Genomic DNA, 18,637 nt, shown 5'->3' with positions numbered 1-18,637 from the left:
AGCATCGCCGTCATGGAGTTGAATCCCCGGTTCGGGGATTCCTCCCACTGGCAGGGGTTCAAGTCTCGGACACTCAATTACCCCATGAAGTCATGGACTTCGGATCGATCATGGCCCGTGCGAGGCCAGCTAGTCGAGCTCGATCAGCTTATCGGCAGCAACAGCTGCGTGCCGCCGAACCCGAGCGTTCTTGAGACTGGTGCTGGCAGAGCTTCCTCGAGCGACCAGCCCGGTCCGACATACACGATCACCAGCCCATTGGACCGAAGGTAGTCAACCAGGGCCGTGTCCGCACCGCCGACGACATCGGCCAGCTGGCTTCGGAGGCCATTGAGTAGGCGGTCTTCCCTGACGTAGATGTTCTTCACGAACTCCGGTGGCCGGTTGTGTGCGCTGGTGTGACCATGCCGGCACCGGTAGCCCGGCCGGTTGTTCACCCAGTGCGAGTCCAACCGCCACTCACACGCACCGCACACGACCAATCCCGCCAGTACATAGGTCCGGGTTCCACCATCCCGAGTCTTCCGCGCCGCCCTCATCCCCTGGACCGCCAGAAACGTCGCTTCATCAACCAACGCGGGATGCGCAAGCTTCTCCGACACCGCCCACTCCTGCACATCCGCCCGCCGCCCCGTACCGCCGGCGCGTCGAGCACGCCCAGCTCCGTGGACGGTGCTGTGCCGGTTCCACACCTGCCGGCCTGTGTAGCGCGGGTTCTCCAAGATCCCTGCCACCGTCCGCATAATCCACGCCTGCCCAGAGCGATGTGGATTCCGCGCCCGATCGGCACTAGCAGGGCACGGCACACCACTCCCGTTCAACTCGCGCGCGATCCCCGCCACACTGCGCCCCGCGGCGCGCTGTTCAAAGATCCACCGCACCCACGGCGCCGTCGCCGGGTCAGGCTCCAACCTGTGCACCCTCCGGCCCCACCGCGCATGCGCCCGATTCGGATGCGCCCCAGCATCCACCAACCGATACCCGTACGGCGGCCGACCACCCAGAAATCGCCCCTCCACACACACCTGCGCCCGCATCGCCGCCACCACCCGATGCCGCGCCCGCACCACCTCCCGCCGCGACTGCGACCCCAACAACACCATCAACGCCCGATGCGCCGGATCCTCCAGATCAACCGGACCACCCACCTCCGGCAACCAGACCTCGACCCCGTGTTCGCGAAGGAACGTCATCACGGTCTGGAACTGATCCCCGTAAAACGCCCGCTCATATTCCCCCACGACCGCTGCATCGAACGCGCGATCAGGACTCCGCACCGCGGCCAATAGCGCCTCTGCACAAGGCCGCTTCCACCAGGACAACCGGCGCGAACAACCCGCATCGAAATATTCCGCCACGATCACCCTACGTCCGCCGATCGTCTCCTCCGCCACCTCCCGCTGCCACCCCGACGACGTCCCAGAATCCTGAAACTCCGTCGTCGACATCCGCCCATAAAACGCAAATCGCAAGCCCCGCCCACTGCGACGTTCATCGCTGCACCTCGGCCTACCATTCCGCCGCTCGGCCATCTCCTTGATCAAGCCTGAGCCGATCACATTCGCTTCAGCAACTCCGGCCACACCGCACCCCTATATCAAAGGTCATCCCACGGTCGGAGGTGGAACGCAGCCACTCAACTCCGATGACGCAGCACCTCACAACATGACCCGAATGGCCGCATGACAACGAGCGAATACCGACGATGCTCCTGGAAGGTCCTGCCCAGGCTGAGGATCAACTTCACCCTGCCGACTGCCATTTCGATCTCCTGACAGGTTCGCCCCACGCACCCGCCAAGGCCACGTGCCCGGCTGCGATCAATTGGCCATGCCCGCTCCAAGCAACCATCCGCGAGAGCGGGGCCACCACAGGCGGCCCAGTTCCCCTTGCAGGCCCCGAGAGCTGTCGGTGACGTGTGCGACTCTTCTGGTGTGCGTGCGCGAGGTGACGACGGTGTGGAGCTGAACGCCGAGTTCGACGTGGAAACCGATGGGGTCCACCTTAACTTGGTGCTGGAGAGCGCGGGAGGTAGAACCGCGGGCAACGGACGGCCGCGCAATGATCAGTACGTTCCCGTGCTGGCACTGCTGTTGACCAGGCTCCGCGATCGGCACGCTGTGCTGCTCTCCGCCGCGGTCGCCTCCAAACGGGTGGCCGGCCTCCCCGAGAATGAACGTTCCCTCGTGAACGGGCCGTTGGATCTCGGCACGGTCGACGACATCGACCGCCTGCGACTGGACCTCACCAGCGCCCAAGGACGCGTCGGACTACTCGAGGGCGCAACGAAAGAGGGCAACAACCGCAAACGGGTCCAGCTCCGGCTCGCAGTACCCGGCTACGGCCCCGGTGACGCGACCCGACTGGCTACAGATCTCGCAGCCCCACCAGGACAAGACGCCCACGACTTGCCGACGGCCAAGCCCCTCGATCACGGCGAACTACTTTCAGCGGTGAAGAAGTTCAGCCTGCACCGGCACGAGGGACGGCCGAGCCCGCACAAACCCTTGGCACTACTGTGGACGATCGGCCGCATAGCCAACGGCAGGACCCGGCTGGCGCCCTGGCCCGAGTTCCGGGACGAGGTCGGCGCCCTACTCAGCGAGTTCGGCCTCGAGCACTCCAAAACCACTCCCCAGTACCCGTTCTGGCACCTCCGCACCAGCCCACAGTTGTGGGAAGTACACGGACTCACCGATGTCCCGACCACCGACGACGTCACCGCAGTCGCCGGACTGACCCACCAGGCCGCCGAACTCCTACGCGATGACACCACCAGGGCAGACGTCGTCAACCTGCTGCTAGAACAGCATCTGCCCGGCATCACTGACCACCAGGCGCTCCTGAACCAGGTCGGGCTCGGCGGCACACATATCGCCTTGCCCGATGCACGAACCCTGCTGCAAGCGCTCATCGGAGAGCAGATCCGAACCGCAACCGGGAAACCGAACACCGTCCTCGCCGTACACGAGGACACGGCACTGGTACGCACCGACCGTTCACCATCCGGACAACCCGTCGGGATCAGCGAAGTCCAGAACGGCCTCGACCTGCTCGCCACCCATCGATCAGTTCGAGTACACATCGACGAACTGGGCCACCGCAGCTCCTTCATCGGCGCCGTCCTAGCCACGCTGCCCGGTACGCGGTTCACCCAGAATCCGACCACGGTGACACTGCACGCCCCGACACGCACCCAAGTAGCCAAGGATCTGCATTTCGGCGACCTGGACACCATCGCCCAGGTCAAGGTCCGAACAGAACAGGCACAACTGCGCAGCTTGCTTGCAGGAGACCGTGACGCAGCGGAATGCGCGCTCTGCGGACACCAATACCTCATGTCGTTCCTCGTCGCCGCACACATCAAAAAACGAGCGGTGTGCAACGACGCCGAACGCCGAGACCTGCGTCACGTAGCGATGCTGGCATGCAGCTTCGGCTGCGACGCCCTCTACGAATCCGGCTGGATCACCGTCAACCCCAACGGACACATACAAACCGCCCCGCCAAACACCGCACCCGAGGGCAGGTTCCGAAACCAGCTCCTGCACCTCGAAGGACGACACTGCACCGCCCACCGACCAGAATCCGAACCCTACTTCGCCTGGCACCGCACCACCATCTTCCGCGGCACCAGCAACTGACCCACAGCCCAGACCGCTACAGCCGCCGCATCTTCGGCTGCCCCCGGAACCGCGCCTCCCAGACCGAGGCTCCGGGGAGGCGAAGGGCGCCGCCGAACCCGACGCTCGGAGTCCTCGCCGGTGACCGTGTCGCGCTGCTTCAAGCCGGTTTGTATTGCTGGTAGTGGTCGCTGTCGGTTTTCCAGCAGGGCGCAGGCGGCACCGTGCAGTCGTGCAGGGTAGATCTGGGGTGCCTGGTGAGATCATGGGTGATCCGGATCGTCGCCGGCCCCGGTCACCTCCTTCTTGTGCCCGTTGCTGCTAATAACCGGCGCGGTGGCCGCGGGTGGCGCGGTTGGCTGGGACTCGCGCACCCGCATCGGGATGTAGCGGCGCTCGGAATCGTCATAGTGCATCAGGTGCGTACCGGCGAAGAAGGAGAAGCGCCCGATGCGAGAAAGGCGCCAGCCGACTGCGAGTGCAGTCGTCTTGGGAATCATCGCCATGACCACCAGTTCCCGCCCTGCGGCCTCGGTCTTGATCGTCTTCAGCATCTGGGCCACCTCAGGCCCGAAGGACTCGAGGTCTCCCGTGTTGAACTTCGGTTCCCAACCGTCACGGCCGGGGAATTTGCCGTCGTAGGTGATGACATGCACGGTGCTCACTCCGAAGTCGGCGAACTTCTCCACCGAGCAGTGCTTCGCGGCCTCGGACAACGCCAGCCAGACGCCAACCCGATCGCCCTGGGGCTGCGAAATCTCGCAATGCTCCTGGCGGAGCTTGGCCGCTGCAGCGCCGCCAAGCTGGAACTCGATCTCCATATCCCGCCTGCTTGTGGTTTGCCGCGGGGAAGCCGCCTTGTCTGCCGTGGTCTCGGAGCCCGGCGTGCGCTGCTCTGTCGGCGGGAATTCGAGCAGCTTGAGGCTGTCGGGATGCGACAGATGTGCGCCGACGGCCAGCGACATTGGCCAGAGCATGTTCGGGGCAACGGTGTAGCCGGTGTCGTCGCGGTCGGTGTCGATGGCCTCTTCCAGTGCACGGCCGACCTCGTTGCACGGTTCGACCAGGTCGATCACACCGCCACGCCGTCGGCTGGCCAGGTCGACCCATCGGGTCACCGAACGCATCGACATACGTCGGTCTCGGGCGGCCTGGAGGGGTTCGTCGTGCAGATTCGCCATCGATTCGTCGAGGATCTGCACGTAGAACAAGGTGCCTTTCTTGCTATGCACGATCGTCCTCCCGCCCAGCACCACCAGAATGGTCACCACAGCCGCCAGTAGCAGCACCGCTCGCAACGGAACAACCAGCCCGTCCTCAGGCTGCTTCGGGACCAGGTCCTCAACGACCAGGGCCAGCGCAGCGGTGATGATTGCTGCGAAGATCACGACTAGCGCATTTGCGACGACGACGGGCATTTGGCCGCGGCTCGGCACGAGGCGGCGCAACGTTTTCACTAGAACTCCCTCTCACGATCTGTGCGCATCCGGTAACCTACCGCATCCGATCACCGCTATGGTGATCATGGAGTCGTTGAAGGCCATCTGGGAGGCAGTGCGTGGCCGAAAGCTTCGTCAACCCCTATACGTTCGTGCCATTTCCCGATTCGGCGCCGCACCGGAGTGCCCCGCATGGGCATCTCGGGCGTGGTGACCTGCTGTCGGGACGGCTGACGGTGACTATCAATGCCGAGACGCCGTTGCTGATCCGAGGCATCACGGCACAGCGGGACGGCACACCGCCGCAGCTCCCGCGCCGCCCGGATGGCACACCGATGATTCCGGGGTCCTCACTCAAGGGCGCCCTGCGGTCGTTGCACGAGACGCTGGTGGGTGGGTGCCTGCGCGTGTTCAACAACGACTTCGTGCCGGGATATCGGGATTCGGCCAAGCCGTCGGACATCGGCAACGTTCGGATGGCCGTCGTCAAGCACCATGATGACGAGACCTCGCCGCCAGTGTTGATGCTGTGCGAGGACGGTGAGCCGCGGAAACTGCGGCTGCACCAGAAGGATCTCCTCCGTCTGCACAGCGAGGACAATCCACTCACCTCGGGTGACCGGCTGAAGGTGAGCTTTGATGCTGAATCAGGGAAGCCGACCGGCGCGACCCGCAGCGAGGACGGCGAGTGGGTCGTCTTCATCACCGACGCCAACGCTCGTGAGCCGAAAAGTCCCTACCGAGCGCACATTCGAAGATTGCCGCCGGAACCCAGGACCGTCGAAGTGCCCGGCGACGTGTGGCGGTCGTATGTCACCGCACTGGAGGGTGCCGACGACCTTCGGACCAGGCGCGTCAGGGACCGCGACGAAACCGAGCGCTACGCTTCTGTCACCTTCGCTTACAAGCCCCAAGGCGAGCCGGAAACCACACTGGCCGTGGGGCGTCGGTGGCTGGTGGGCAACCGGCTGCACCCGGGGCAACCGGTGTGGGTCCGCATGCAGGGCGATCAGATCATCGCACTCTGGCACGCGATGATCTGGCGGCACAGCGGTGACTACCTGGCCGAGGAACGCATCGATCGTGAGCTGTTGCCGTGCGAAGACGAACGGCAGCTGTGTCCGAGCTGCCAGGTGTTCGGCTCCGCCGACACCAGCGGCCGCGACGGCGACCACGCCGAGCAGCACTCCTATCGGGGGCACGTGCGCTTCGGTGACGCTCTGGCGATCGACGTTTCGGGCCGGGACGTGACCTTGCCGCCGATGGGCCGTCCCCGCCCCGGTGCTGGTCAGTTCTACCTCGTCAATGACTCGAACACGCGCGGGAACGCCAGCTCTCGGCCGCTGCGGGAGTGGGGTTCGGTCGCCGACAAGGACCGTCAGCCTCGGCGGCTGCGGGGCCGCAAGTACTACTGGCACACGCCACTCGGCGCCGCCCCGCTACCGGCGCGTGGGCAAGCGCGGCAGCATCAGCTCGAAAGCGCGATGACCAGCAAGGCCGTCGTATTTCCGCACGGAACCCAGTTCACCACGACCATCACCTTCACCGATCTCGACGAGATCCAGCTCGGTGGGCTCTTGGCGGTGCTACAGCCCGGTAGCCTGTTCGGCCAGCGCGTGTGGCAGCACATTGGTGGCGGTCGACCTCTCGGATATGGCTCATGCACAGTGTCGGTCGACGCCGAGCACAGCACGATTTGGCGTTCCGGTGACCGCTACGGCGCAGGTGGAGACCTCGTCCCGCTGGATATCGACGGGTACATCGCCTCGTTCCAGGCCTGGGTTCAGACCGAGTTGCCGGCAGTCAGGAAACAGTGGCCGCTGGTGGCGAAAATCCTTTCCCCGAACACGGTCGATCCGAACAGGGTCTGGTATCCACCGGGCGCGGGTTGGAAGCACCGTGGCAGCAAGGAGTTCGACGACGGCTACAGCTTCTGGCAGCAGACCAGCGGGACGGAAATGGCCCGCGACAAGAAGTCCAACCGGCGTATGGGCTTCCCGCTGACGCCGCTGCCGGAGCCGTCCGAGGACGACCAGTCGATGGACATCGTCCCGAAGGACGAGGCCGTGCCACTGCCGCAGCAGCATCGGCACCCGCTCGACGACAACAAGAAGGGCAAGCGTTCGTGACCACCTATCTGGACGTTGCGGTGGTGCGCATCCAGTCGTGGCTGACCCGGGCGCCGCAGCTGCGCGGGCGCCGCGGTGCATCCGCGATGATCCGCAAAGCCACCGACCCGGACGAGGTCGCGCGCCTGTTGGCCGGCTGGGAAGAAGTTGCGGAACGCTGCACAGAGGCAGGACACATCGACGGTGTGATCCCACTGCGGCTGCACACCGACGACACCGACGTCATCAGCCGGGTCGAAGAGCACGTCATCCGCGGACTTCGACAGCGGTTGCCCGCGGCAGCACTGCGCACAACGCACCGGAGCGGCGCAACGTGGCTCGGGGCCCAAACCGGGCCGATCCAGGCCGAACACGAGTGGCCGCCGATGGTTTCCGAATGGCCGCCGGGCAAGCTCTGCGACTGGTGCCTCAACTGGCCCGCCAGCAAGCAGCTGGTCGTCGGCGCGAGTGATGATCGGAAGCTCCGGTCGCTCTGCCTGGACTGTCAGCTTCGCGAGGAACACGCCGGATACGCCACCAGCAGCCGCGAGGACCTCGCCCCTGGTACCGAGCGTGACCTGCTGGAGCAGTGGGAAAAGAGGCATCCGGGGCGCCCGATGGCCGTGCCGGACACTGTCGAAGCCCTCTCCAAGCTCGGTGAGGCGCACGACAACACCCACCTGGCGACCATTCACGCCGACGGCAACGCAATCGGAACCCTGCGGAAGAACATCAGCAAGGCCCTGGCCAAAGGCCGGGGAGCCGGGTTCAACCTGCCCGCGGCCATCGAGCACGCGACCTGGTCTGCGCTGCTCGACACCCTCGACACCATCACCCATCCGGACGCCGCGACGTTGCCCGTCATCGCACACCTGGTTGGAGGCGACGACGTTCTCGTCAGCCTTCCCGCACACCGCGCGTGGGAGTTCGTGCGCACCATGCAGAGCCAATTCACCGTCTACTTGGCGCAGAGCCTTGCCGACGCCGGCTTGCCGCAGATCGCAGCACCGACGATCTCCTCTGCGGTGGTCTTCCACCACCGGCAGAGCCCGCTGTCGGAAGCAGCCGACCTGGCCGCTGAGCTCCTCAAGTCCGCCAAAAAGCACTACCGGGGAGAAGCAGCGGCGTTGGCCTGGCAGGACATCACACATGACGGCCCCCAGCGGTTGCGTGACCGCGAAAGCCTCCGCTTGGACACGTTGCAGACCTCCTGGCCTGTACTGAAAGCGCTGGCCGGGTGCAGCGCGTCCAGGCTCGCCAACCTGGCCGGATTGGCACGGGAGGGTGATGTCAAGCGGCTCCGCGAGTACGCCGCGCGGGTGAAGGTGGACGACATCGTGCAGCGCGTCACATCCGGCCCTCTAAAGCTCACCGATGCCCTGGGCATGGTTCGTTGGTGGAGAACAGCATGATCTCAATGTCTACAGTGGATTTCGATATCACGTTCAACGGACCGTTCCGGGTGTCCACCGGTTATGCCCGCGCGGGGCTTGACTCAGCCATCGACATGGACAGCCCGCTGCCCAACACCAGCCTCAAGGGTGTCATGCGCGCCACCGCCACCCAGCTGCTCGGCGAGGAATCGTCAGTCGTGAAGCAGGTCTTCGGCTCAGGCAAACACGAGACACCGTGGCGATGGGGCCACGCCACACCCGACGAATCCAGTTGGCACACCCCAAAGCCTGCCGCACGACTGGCGATCGACGCAGACACGCACACCGCAGCTCAGGACATGCTGGGGATCAGTGAGCAAACCAGCGCCACGCGCGCGAGCTTCACGGTCACCCAGCGGTACCCGCTGGACGAGGACACGCTGCGCACACATCGCCTGGTGCTCGCCATTGCAGGTCAAGCCACCAGGTCCCTGGGCGCGAACCGGCGTCGCGGGCTGGGCTGGGTCACCATCACCTGCACCAATGTCTCCTTCGATCGCGCCGCCATCGACGAGTTCCTCAAACTGAGGTCAGCATGAACCAACACGCGCGAGTCACCGTCACCTTGACCGAGACTGTCGCAGCGACCAAGAACGCGCGGTCAGACTTCCGGCTGGACATCCACAACCACATCCCGGGTTCCGTCCTCCGCGGCGCTGTCGCAGCGATCTGGATTCGGCAGCTGGGCAGCGAGACCGCCACCACACCGGAGTTCGCGGGGATCTTCGACGGCGAAGGCAGCTTCGGTCCGCTGCACACCCTTGCAAGCCAACCGATCCCGCTGTCCGTGCAGGTCCACAAGTACGAGCCGACGCGGCACTGCCGGAAGCTGTGGTGGGACGCCGCACTCGGCGAGATCGCCGAGGACTGCCCTGATTGCGGGTATCCGCTCGAATTCAGCAAAGGACAGCCTCGCGGGTCGGTGGATTTCACGACGCGCACCATGACCGCCTTGTCCGCCGACGGAGTGGCCAAGGACGGCAGTCTGTTCACCCAGAAGGCACTGCGTCAAGACCAACGCATGCACGGATGGCTCTACGGTAAAGCCGCCGATGCACTGAAACTGAACGACACGCTCATCACCTCGCTCCTGCTGGGCTCGCGCCGAAGCCTGCGCGGTAGCGCGACGGTTGAGCTCGATCACGAAGCCGTCCCGGAGCCTGTTGAATGCATCGGCAACGACATCATCCTGCGGCTGGTTTCACCCGCGGTGTTCGTCGACGACTTCGGTTTGCCGAACCGGGTTCCGCACCTCGCCGAGCTCTCCGACGTTCTCGGAGTGGAAGCTATCGAAATCAAGTCACCTTGGGCCCGGTGGGACGAGGTGGGCGGCTGGCACGCTGCCAGCGGCCTGCCCAAATCAGCCGAGAGGGCGGTGTCCGCCGGCTCCACCTACCGAGTGCGCTGTGCTGAGCGACCATCAGAAACCGCTCTGCGCACTCTGATGGCCCGCGGAATCGGGCTGCGGCGCCGGGAAGGCTTCGGCGCCCTCTTCCGCACCGAAGCACCCCGCGCGTTCCGCAGCTGGACTGGCGCCGTTGCGCCGCTTCGACAGCGCCCGCAACTGCTGCCTGCATTCCGCAAGCGCCTCGACGGCCTGCGCAGAGGCAACGTCGACGATGCTGTCTTCCACCGTGCGTTGGAGAACATGCACGATGCGCCTGACAACTACGTTCAGGCGTTCCGGACGATGCTCGACATCACCGACGCCGACCTGTACGAGAAACTCCTGGATTTCCTGGAGCAGGGATGAAGAGCGCACTGATCAGGCTCCGGCTACGCATGGACACCGCCGGCGGCGTTACCGCGCCCGAAGCGTTGGAAACACCAGAGCAAACCCTGCTGCTGCGCACCGACACTGCCGGGAAACCCCATCTTCCCGGAACGACCGTCGCCGGAAGCCTCCGGGCCTACTCTGCCACGCATGAAGCCCTCAAACCGACCGAGCAGCGCCCCGGCCTCTTCGGAGGCCAGCTGAAATCGAAGCAGCGCACGGCCTCCCCCGTGCAGGTGCTCGGCACGATCTACCGCGGTGACGGGCACACCGACTTCCGCCGACGGACCGCCATCAACCGGGAGCGCGGCAGCGCGGACAACCACAAGCTCCACACGGTCGAAATGCTGCCCGCAGGAACAGAATTCGACGTCGTCCTGCGCTGGGACAACCCCGACGAACGCTACCGGGCTTTCATCGAAGCGCTACGCGCCTGGCGCCCGCAACTCGGCCGCGGCGGCAGCATCGGCGCCGGATTCTGCACAGTCACCGGACTCGGTCACCAGATCTACGACCTCGCCGCTCCAGACGACCTGCTCGCCTGGCTCGCAATCACCTCCACCGACGACTACCCCGAACCGGAACAATCCACAGAGCAGACGCCGCGCCCCGAAACACTGCTGCAAGTCGACCTAGAAATCGTCGACGGCATCCACATCGGCACCGGCGAGTCCGACAAGATCGACCCCTCGGGTCCTGACATCAACATGGTCCTACGCAGCGGCGACAACTATGTCGTGCCCAGCTCGACACTCAAAGGCATCCTCCGCTCCCGAGCCGAATACATCTGCCGCACCGTCGGGGCTCCAGCCTGTAAGAACCAAACCTGCGGCGAGTGCACACCATGCAAGCTGTTCGGTTACACCGGGACGGAACGCACAGCGCAACGCGCGAAGATCGCCATCCACGACGCCACCATCATCGACCCGGTACTCGAACTGCGCCAACACGTTGCCCTCGACAGATTCACCGGCGGCTACGCGGAAGGGCTGCTCTACACCGACGAAGTCATCACCAGTGGGTCCTTCCAGCTCCGCATCGACCCACTTCTACCGAAGTCGAAGCTCAGCCCCGCCGAGCTTCTCCTCCTCGAAGCAATCGTCACCGATCTCGACGACGGACTCATCGGGATCGGTGCCCGCTCAACCGCCGGCCTCGGAACTGTCCGCGTCAAGAGCTCTGGCTGGAAACGCCCCGAGAACCTCAAAAACCTGGCCAGGCTCCTCGTCACGGAAGCAACAGCATGAGCGTCAACTGGACTCTGCACGGCAGCCGCCAACGCCACAACAACGCTTGGTCACAGCTCTACCAACACGCCGAAGGCTGGGCGGCTGCCTGGGCGGACAACAACGGCTTCCACCTCGAAACCATGCCCACCGAGCCCCCGAACACCACACACCTCTGGGCATGGACAACCGGGCAATGGCTCCGCGCCCGCCTCGACACACCGCACTGGTGGGCCGCCCTCCTCACAACCGAACCACTCACAACGGCCGACAGGTGGGTCACCCAGACGATCGGAGAGGTCGACATTCTCCCCGTACTGCACTGGCCTTCCAAGAGCGGCCGCATCGGCCAATACCGCGGCTCCGAGAGCGTCCTCGGAACCACCGACACCGTCCAACTACTCCCTCAACGATCCGCCACGACACCATTCATCGGGAAAGCAGACTCCCTTCCAGACGAGCTCCGCTCACTCGCCACGACCTAGCCAAATCCCCGTCAGATCCGCTCGCGGCGCCGCCTCCGACGCACGTGTTCCCCAGACACGCCGATATCAATCGGATCAAGCAACGACGCCGCCTCCTCGCACCGGCCCTTGGGCCATCCAACTGCGAGCGGTCCAGCGCGAGCACTCCCACGTGTAACTGCTCGCGCCACAAAACCGCAGTTCAGAGCCCTGTAGCAGCATCTGACAGCATCGGAGAGATCGCTATTGATCCACAACGGGGCACCGCTCGCCTTGATCTACAAAACCCACGTCACAGCTCCCGATTACACTCAGCCGTGCTACCGGCTCACCGAGCCGGTCTCCATTGCGGCATCATCGCGAGCCACTCATCGAGTGCGACATCTTCGAGTGCTACCGGCTCACCGAGCCGGTCTCCATTGCGGCCCAGGCGGCCTGCTTGCTCATGCGCAGCGCGACGCCGGTGTTACCGGCTCACCGAGCCGGTCTCCATTGCGGCCAGGGTGATCGCCTGTCGCAGCTCAGCAGTCATGGTCGTGCTACCGGCTCACCGAGCCGGTCTCCATTGCGGCCAGTGCCCATGCGAGACATTCGGTCTTTACCGGGCGTGCTACCGGCTCACCGAGCCGGTCCCATTGCGGCACCCACAAAACGCCCGTTTTTGCTACCCGTTGCGGGCAGGTGCTACCGGCTCACCGAGCCGGTCTCCATTGCGGCGTCCTTATGCTGCTACAGCCCGTCCTTGTTCGAGCCGGTGCTACCGGCTCACCGAGCCGGTCTCCATTGCGGCCTGCAGGCGGGCGCGGCGCTGGGTCAGAGTTTCACGTCGTGCTACCGGCTCACCGAGCCGGTCTCCATTGCGGCTTCACGGCGATGCACGCGCCAACGAAGCAGATCAGGCGTGCTACCGGCTCACCGAGCCGGTCTCCATTGCGACTGCGGTGTCCACGGCAACGGCAGACCGTCGTCGGCGTGCCACCGGCTCCACCGAGCTCTCCATTGCGGCCTGAGCTTGCGTCGACCGTTTTCGACTTCGGTCACCGTGCCACCGACTCACCGCGTCGGTCCCCATTGCGGCCACACAGACGCTGGCGATGATCTGCCGGAGTTTGACGGTGAGGGCTCACCGCGTCGGTCTCCATTGCGGCGGCCAGATCGGGCGCGGAACCATCGTCTTCTCAGCAGTCTCTGTCACGCAGGTTGGAACAGGCCGAGGCCGAAGTGGCGGTGGGCACCGAGGACCAGCGGACGCGGGATTTCGGCGAGCTTTTGCGATGCCTCCGGTGCGAGGTCGAGGGTGAGTCCGATACCAGGTAGGCGCTGGTTCATGGTTTGGCCTGGTCGGTGGCGCCGATATCGGCGTGCCCAGGTGTCGGGGAGCTGAGCGGGCCAGGTCGCACCGTCGCCACCTGTCATGGGGCCGACTCGCGTGATGACATCGTCGGTTCCTAGGCGGAGCTCTGCGGCGAGTTCTTTTCGGAGTTCACTGGTGACGAATTCTTCGATGGTTTCCTTCTTGCGGTGGCGACGGAAGCAAACCGGGGTGTAGGTACGCCACCTGGTGCTCTGCGCGGTGGCGGCCCATTCGGGTGCGGCATCGTCGATATGGCCGACATGCTCGAGCACGACCCTGATGTCAGCCTTGCTGCCGGCATGGATTGAGAGGCGGCGCAAGGCGGTGACCGCTTGAAGGACGTCGGGCTCGAAACCAGCAGGCAGCCAGATGACCGCGGTGTCGAGGTACTGCGATTCGGGATCTCCGCCGAAGGCGAGGTAGTGGGCGTGTTGGTGCTGGTTGTGGCTGACGGTGGCGTTGTCGTCCTTGCCTGACAGCGGCGCGCATTGCCCTCGAGTGCCGTCGGGATTGGGGTTGCGTCGCCCGTACTGGCTCAGACAAGCACGACGGACCGTGTCGGTGACCAGCAGGGTGTCGGTGCTGTGCACGGGCACGGGGCTGTCGAGGGCGAACCGCACTGCGGTCGGCCGAGCTCGGCGCCGCGCGGGCCGATCGGGTCTCGCAGCCTGGTCGGCTGGGGCGGTGTAGCCGATCCAACGGGCACCGGGCGGGGTGACCATGCGGTCCTTGCTCACGGCACGGATGTCGATCTCCAACTGAGCGAGCGTGACGTCCGGCGCGGGTGCCAGGACGCGCAGTGGCCCCGCTTCGTCTGGCACGATCCAAGTGTCGCGCGCCGGCGGAGCGTCGAGGAGTTCGGCGACACAGACCGAGTCAGCGCGGCCGATATGCGGCATGCGCTGCGCGAGGGCCGTCAGAGCCTTGGTCTGGTCATTGGCGAGATCTACGTCCCAGGTGATCAGGAGTGCCCCGGGACCGTCGGCGCGGGTTTCCTTTGGCAAGGCCAGAAAGTTGCCGGACGCGAGAAACCGCTTCTCCCGTTCCCCCTCGTCGAGGTCGACGCCGGGCATGTAGTGCCGGGTGTGCCTCTGAGGGGCGTGCGGCAATGCATATCGCGGCGGCGTGCTCGCAAGGATCTGCAGTAGACCCGAGACCACATCGGCGTCGATTTCGGGAGCACGCTGGGACCACACCGCCACCAGTGCCTGCAGCAGCCGCCACGGTGAGGGCGGCCATTCGATCCGGCCTTCGTTGGCAATGTCCCAGGCAGTGGCGTGGTAACGCCCCATCGGGAAGCGGACGGAAAGGGTTGGCGTGCCGGTCACTTCTTCTTGTCCCTCTTCATCTGTTTCTTGGCCGACTTCGGGCTCCAGGTGACGTCGAGGGTAGCGCCACCATGTTCATCGGCGGTGACATCGATCAACTTGTCGATGCGGGTGATCAGCTCGTCCGGTTCCGGTAGGTCGATCGTGTCGACGGCCGTGAGGTCGCATCCCGTCCGCAGGCGCAGGCCGACCAGGGCATCCAGCAGACTGCGCATCTCCCACGCCGTCGGGCGGATCGAACTCGGCCGCTCGCAGATCGGGAAAGCCGGTCGGTTGGAATCGGCTTCCCACCACCGGCTCCAACCTCACGTTCCAGATCGCGCTTGCTTCACTCATGGAACTCCCTTGGGCAGTAAGCGAGTCAGCATCGACTTGTACGATCAGAGGCCTGACAGCTTCGACAAAGCTCCTTGCGGATTGGACGTCGTTGTTGCCCCCAGAAGTGGCGATGCGCTCGCGACCAGCCCCACCCGCCGGTCCTCCATTGACGGCAACAACCGCACATCAGCCTCCTCGTCGTCGGGTGCTGCAGGGTTGCCAGTAGGCGACGGAGAAGCCAGCCGGTCGGCCTTGTTCCTTGACAACACCATTTCGCAGCAGTGCCGGACACTCCGAGCTTCACCGAGCTCGGCTCCATTGCACGCGCTCCAGCCCTCCTGGCAACTACGCATCGTGCGCACCGCACTGACTCAACACCCGTTTGGGTACTTGCTTCTCGGACGATTCCGGGCGCTCCGCTTGTGGCGCCTGAGAGACGTAACGCCCCTGCGGGCCAGGTTCGGCCGGAGGAGAAGGCCATGGAACCGGACCTCATGCCTGCGCGGATGCTCAATGAATTCGTGTACTGCCTCGGCTGTTCTATCTGGAGTGGGTCCAGGGCCGGTTCGAGGACTCCGACGACACTGTCATTGGCCGCGCAACGCATCGTACCGTTGATGAAGCACACGGCCGCGCACCACCACCGGACGGCGTGGAGGATCTCAGAAATGCGCGGTCGGTGTGGTTGAGTTCCGAACGGCTTGGGATAACCGCACGCATCGACGTCCTTGAAGGGCAGGATGACGCTGTTGTCCCATTGGACGTCAAGAAAGGTGCACCGCAGCCCGATGGCCAGCCCTGGCCGTCGGACCGCATCCAATCGATCATCCAAGCACTGCTGCTCCGGGAACACGGCTACCCGTGTGACCACGCGGAGGTGTACTACGCGACACCGCGGCGACGGGTTCCAGTTCCTTTGACCGATGAAGCCATCTCCTGGGCCCACACCGTCATCCAGGATGCGAGGCAAACGAGTGATCAGGTTCAACCACCTCCATCTCTGATCGACAGCCCCAAGTGCACCCGGTGTTCGCTCGCCGGCATCTGCCTGCCAGACGAGACCAACTTCCTCACCGGTCGGCACCTAGAGCGTCCGCGGCGGATTCTCCCGCGAGATCCCGACACCCGCCCCGTGTACGTAACCCAAGCCGGCAGTAGCGTCGGGATCGACCACGGGGAGCTTGTTGTTCGCCGAAGCAAGGAAACACTGGCAGATTTCCGCCTGATCGACGTCTCCCAACTTGCGGTCTTCGGACGCGTCCAGATCTCCGTCCACGCGTTGCACGAGCTATTCGACCGCAACGTGCCGATCTTCTGGTTCACGTATGGCGGCTGGCTGAAGGGGTGGGCGTATTCGCCACCGACCTCCTACGCCGAGCTTCGCCGACGCCAGACGTTGGCGCACGCGCAAGGTGGACTCGGTATCGCTGCGGAGATGATCGCAGGAAAGATCCGCAACTGCCGGACTCTGCTACGCCGTGCTCGGCCCGACCTGACTGAGCCGAAAGACACCCTGCGGAACTTGGGCCGCAGAGCCCAGTCCTGCACATCATTTTCGACTCTGCTCGGGTTGGAGGGCACCGCAGCACGCCTGTATTTCGACGCCTTCCCGCTACTGCTCGACCAAGCGGAGTTGGCCGCAACTTTCGCAGCAGCCGGGCGAAACCGCCGACCACCTCGCGACCCGGTCAACGCACTGCTCTCCCTCGCTTACGCGCTCCTCACAAAAGACCTCGCAGCCACCGTGCTAGGCGTTGGACTCGACCCCTTCCTCGGGCTGTACCACCGGACCCGACACAATCGACCGGCATTGGCACTCGACCTCGCCGAAGAGTTCCGGCCACTGATCGCAGACTCGGTCGTCCTCACCGTCCTCACCGTCCTCACCGTCCTCAACAACCGCGAGATCACGACGAAGGACTTCACCACCAGAGCCAGTGGAGTCGCACTCAACCCGGATGCGCGTCGCTGCGTCCTACACGCCTATGAACGCCGCCTCGACACCAAAGTCACCCACCCGCTCTTCGGCTACCAAATCAGCTATCGGCGCACTCTCGACGTCCAGGCCCGCGTTCTCGCCGCCACCCTCACCGGCGAGCTCCCCCAGTACCACCCCATGACCACCAGGTAGCACGTCATGGCACGTAGGCGTTACCTTTTCGCATACGACGTAGCCAACCCATACCGGCTGCGACGAACCTGCGACCTCTTCGAAGGTCACGGAACCCGACTCCAGTACTCCGTATTCCTCTGCGACCTCACCGGCGCGGAGCTCGCCCTGCTCGAATACCGAGTCTCAGACGTCATCGACCACACCGAAGACAGCATCATCCGCATCGACCTCGGCCCCTGCCACGCGCCCGCACCGATCCACCAGATCGGCCTCCGCCGTCGACTCCCCCACACCGGCCCGCAGATCGTTTAAACGCGAACGGCCCAATGCGGACACCGCCACCCACGACCACTCGCAGAGCAAAACAGCAGGCCAGAAGCCATATGCCGATGTCCAGGAGCATCACAAAGATCACGACTGATCCACAACGGGGCGCCGCTCGCCTTGATCTCCAAAACCCCAGGTCGCCAGCACCAACTACAATCAGCCCTGCCACCGGCTCACGCAGCCGGTCTCCATTGCGGCGCCGTGATCGCTTCCTGGCCGATCCGGACGCCGGAGTCTGCCACCGGCTCACGCAGCCGGTCTCCATTGCGGCGGGGGTGGGGTCCTGCTCGGGCTGGGCGGCCGGTTCGGCTGCCACCGGCTCGCGCAGCCGGTCTCCATTGCGGCGGGTTCCGCGCGATGAGCCTTCGGGCGACCTTGTACACTGCCACCGGCTCGCGCAGCCGGTCTCCATTGCGGCACCTGCCAGCCGGCATGTTTGGCCAGCGTCGTCTTACCTGCCACCGGCTCGCGCAGCCGGTCTCCATTGCGGCGTCGAGGACGTTGTTCATGGCCACGCCGATGTCGTCACTGCCACCGGCTCGCGCAGCCGGTCTCCATTGCGGCCAGCAGTATCGCGGCGTCGAGTGCTCCGGCTGGTCCGGCGGCTGCCACCGGCTCGCGCACCCGGTCTCCATTGCGGCATCGCTTCCTGCAGCTCCTGGTACAGCTCGGGGTTTTCGGTGCCACCGGCTCGCAGAGCCGGTCTCCCTTCCTGCATCCTCGTGGACGAGGCGCATGCCGTCGCCGAGGTCGACTGTCGCCGGCTCCTCGAGCCGGTCTCAGCCGGCCCAGCGGGCCGTCCGTCCTCCTCCCCGGCCTCTCCGACCTGCCTCAGCCGCCTGGTATGACGTAGTGGGGTTCCCCGGTTCTCGCAGTTGACGAACTGCTCCACCACGGGCGGCAGAGGCTTCGGCAGATCGTAGTTTCCTGCGAATCGGCGCAGCTCCGCCGATCGACATCAGCACCAGCCCGGAGGGAACGCGGTATCGCTGTCGATCCGCTACTGTCACCGAGGTGCGGCCGGAGCCATTCCGCACTCAGGTCAACGGGCCGCCGCCCCGCATGCTGTCACACGTCGAGGAAGTCCTGGCCTCGTCGGATTATCCGAGTTCCGCAGGGACGCGACGGTC

13 protein-coding genes and 1 CRISPR repeat array are annotated in these 18,637 nt (G+C 65.1%); of the genes, 9 read left to right on the top strand and 4 right to left on the bottom strand.

All coding sequences use genetic code 11. The features are described from left to right. Positions 1-143 precede the first annotated feature (143 nt). Positions 144-1,394, bottom strand: a complete 1,251-nt coding sequence (locus AC07FN_RS13600) for a recombinase family protein (protein ID WP_478395896.1) — start codon at positions 1,392-1,394, stop codon at positions 144-146. Between the two features lie 564 nt (positions 1,395-1,958). On the opposite strand from AC07FN_RS13600, the gene AC07FN_RS13595 reads away from it, so the two are divergent. Beyond that, a complete protein-coding gene (locus tag AC07FN_RS13595; protein ID WP_478395895.1) occupies positions 1,959-3,644 on the top strand; it encodes a phosphorothioated DNA-binding restriction endonuclease family protein in 1,686 nt (561 codons plus the stop codon). A 242-nt stretch (positions 3,645-3,886) separates the two neighbouring features. On the opposite strand, the gene AC07FN_RS13590 is transcribed toward AC07FN_RS13595, so the two are convergent. Beyond that, positions 3,887-5,080 carry a hypothetical protein gene (locus tag AC07FN_RS13590; RefSeq protein WP_478395894.1) on the bottom strand — a complete coding sequence of 398 codons (1,194 nt, stop codon included), beginning with the start codon at positions 5,078-5,080 and terminating at the stop codon, positions 3,887-3,889. Positions 5,081-5,181: 101 nt separating this feature from the next. Between AC07FN_RS13590 and AC07FN_RS13585 the strand changes: the two genes are divergently transcribed. From AC07FN_RS13585 to AC07FN_RS13560, 6 genes are read left to right on the top strand one after another with little or no spacing between them, the layout of a single operon-like run. Continuing rightward, positions 5,182-7,191 (top strand): TIGR03986 family type III CRISPR-associated RAMP protein, encoded by a 2,010-nt coding sequence (locus AC07FN_RS13585; RefSeq protein ID WP_478395893.1) that lies wholly within the window; start codon positions 5,182-5,184, stop codon positions 7,189-7,191. Then, positions 7,188-8,582 (top strand): Cas10/Cmr2 second palm domain-containing protein, encoded by a 1,395-nt coding sequence (locus AC07FN_RS13580; RefSeq protein WP_478395892.1) that lies wholly within the window; start codon positions 7,188-7,190, stop codon positions 8,580-8,582. The genes AC07FN_RS13585 and AC07FN_RS13580 overlap by 4 nt, the downstream gene beginning before the upstream one ends. Further along, positions 8,567-9,142, top strand: a complete 576-nt coding sequence (locus tag AC07FN_RS13575) for an RAMP superfamily CRISPR-associated protein (protein ID WP_478395891.1) — start codon at positions 8,567-8,569, stop codon at positions 9,140-9,142. Before AC07FN_RS13580 ends, AC07FN_RS13575 begins: the two co-directional genes overlap by 16 nt. Then, entirely contained in the window at positions 9,139-10,356 is a 1,218-nt protein-coding gene (locus AC07FN_RS13570) for a type III-B CRISPR module-associated Cmr3 family protein (protein ID WP_478395890.1), read from the top strand. The genes AC07FN_RS13575 and AC07FN_RS13570 overlap by 4 nt, the downstream gene beginning before the upstream one ends. Beyond that, a complete protein-coding gene (locus tag AC07FN_RS13565) occupies positions 10,353-11,624 on the top strand; it encodes an RAMP superfamily CRISPR-associated protein (protein WP_478395889.1) in 1,272 nt (423 codons plus the stop codon). Before AC07FN_RS13570 ends, AC07FN_RS13565 begins: the two co-directional genes overlap by 4 nt. Next, positions 11,621-12,088 carry a hypothetical protein gene (locus tag AC07FN_RS13560; protein WP_478395888.1) on the top strand — a complete coding sequence of 156 codons (468 nt, stop codon included), beginning with the start codon at positions 11,621-11,623 and terminating at the stop codon, positions 12,086-12,088. Before AC07FN_RS13565 ends, AC07FN_RS13560 begins: the two co-directional genes overlap by 4 nt. Before the next feature lie 1,170 nt (positions 12,089-13,258). On the opposite strand, the gene csb2 is transcribed toward AC07FN_RS13560, so the two are convergent. Together csb2 and AC07FN_RS13550 are read right to left on the bottom strand one after the other, a co-directional pair. Continuing rightward, the gene (csb2, locus tag AC07FN_RS13555; RefSeq protein WP_478395887.1) at positions 13,259-14,749 is read right to left on the bottom strand and encodes a type I-G CRISPR-associated protein Csb2; all 1,491 of its coding nucleotides are present in this window, start codon (positions 14,747-14,749) and stop codon (positions 13,259-13,261) included. Next, entirely contained in the window at positions 14,746-14,964 is a 219-nt protein-coding gene (locus AC07FN_RS13550; protein ID WP_478395886.1) for a hypothetical protein, read from the bottom strand. Before AC07FN_RS13550 ends, csb2 begins: the two co-directional genes overlap by 4 nt. A gap of 620 nt (positions 14,965-15,584) precedes the next feature. Here AC07FN_RS13550 and cas4g/cas1g point away from each other — a divergent pair. Continuing rightward, positions 15,585-17,198, top strand: a complete 1,614-nt coding sequence (gene cas4g/cas1g / locus AC07FN_RS13545; RefSeq protein WP_478396011.1) for a CRISPR-associated endonuclease Cas4g/Cas1g — start codon at positions 15,585-15,587, stop codon at positions 17,196-17,198. A gap of 6 nt (positions 17,199-17,204) precedes the next feature. After that, positions 17,205-17,492 carry a CRISPR-associated endonuclease Cas2 gene (gene cas2 / locus AC07FN_RS13540; protein ID WP_478395885.1) on the top strand — a complete coding sequence of 96 codons (288 nt, stop codon included), beginning with the start codon at positions 17,205-17,207 and terminating at the stop codon, positions 17,490-17,492. A gap of 177 nt (positions 17,493-17,669) precedes the next feature. Then, a CRISPR array of direct repeats spans positions 17,670-18,223; the repeat unit is 36 nt; unit sequence CTGCCACCGGCTCGCGCAGCCGGTCTCCATTGCGGC. Positions 18,224-18,637 lie beyond the last annotated feature (414 nt).

This window comes from Saccharopolyspora sp. NPDC045941 (assembly GCF_056431445.1).
Note: the sequence above shows the minus strand (reverse complement) of the source record. Positions and strands in the feature narration are given on the sequence as shown.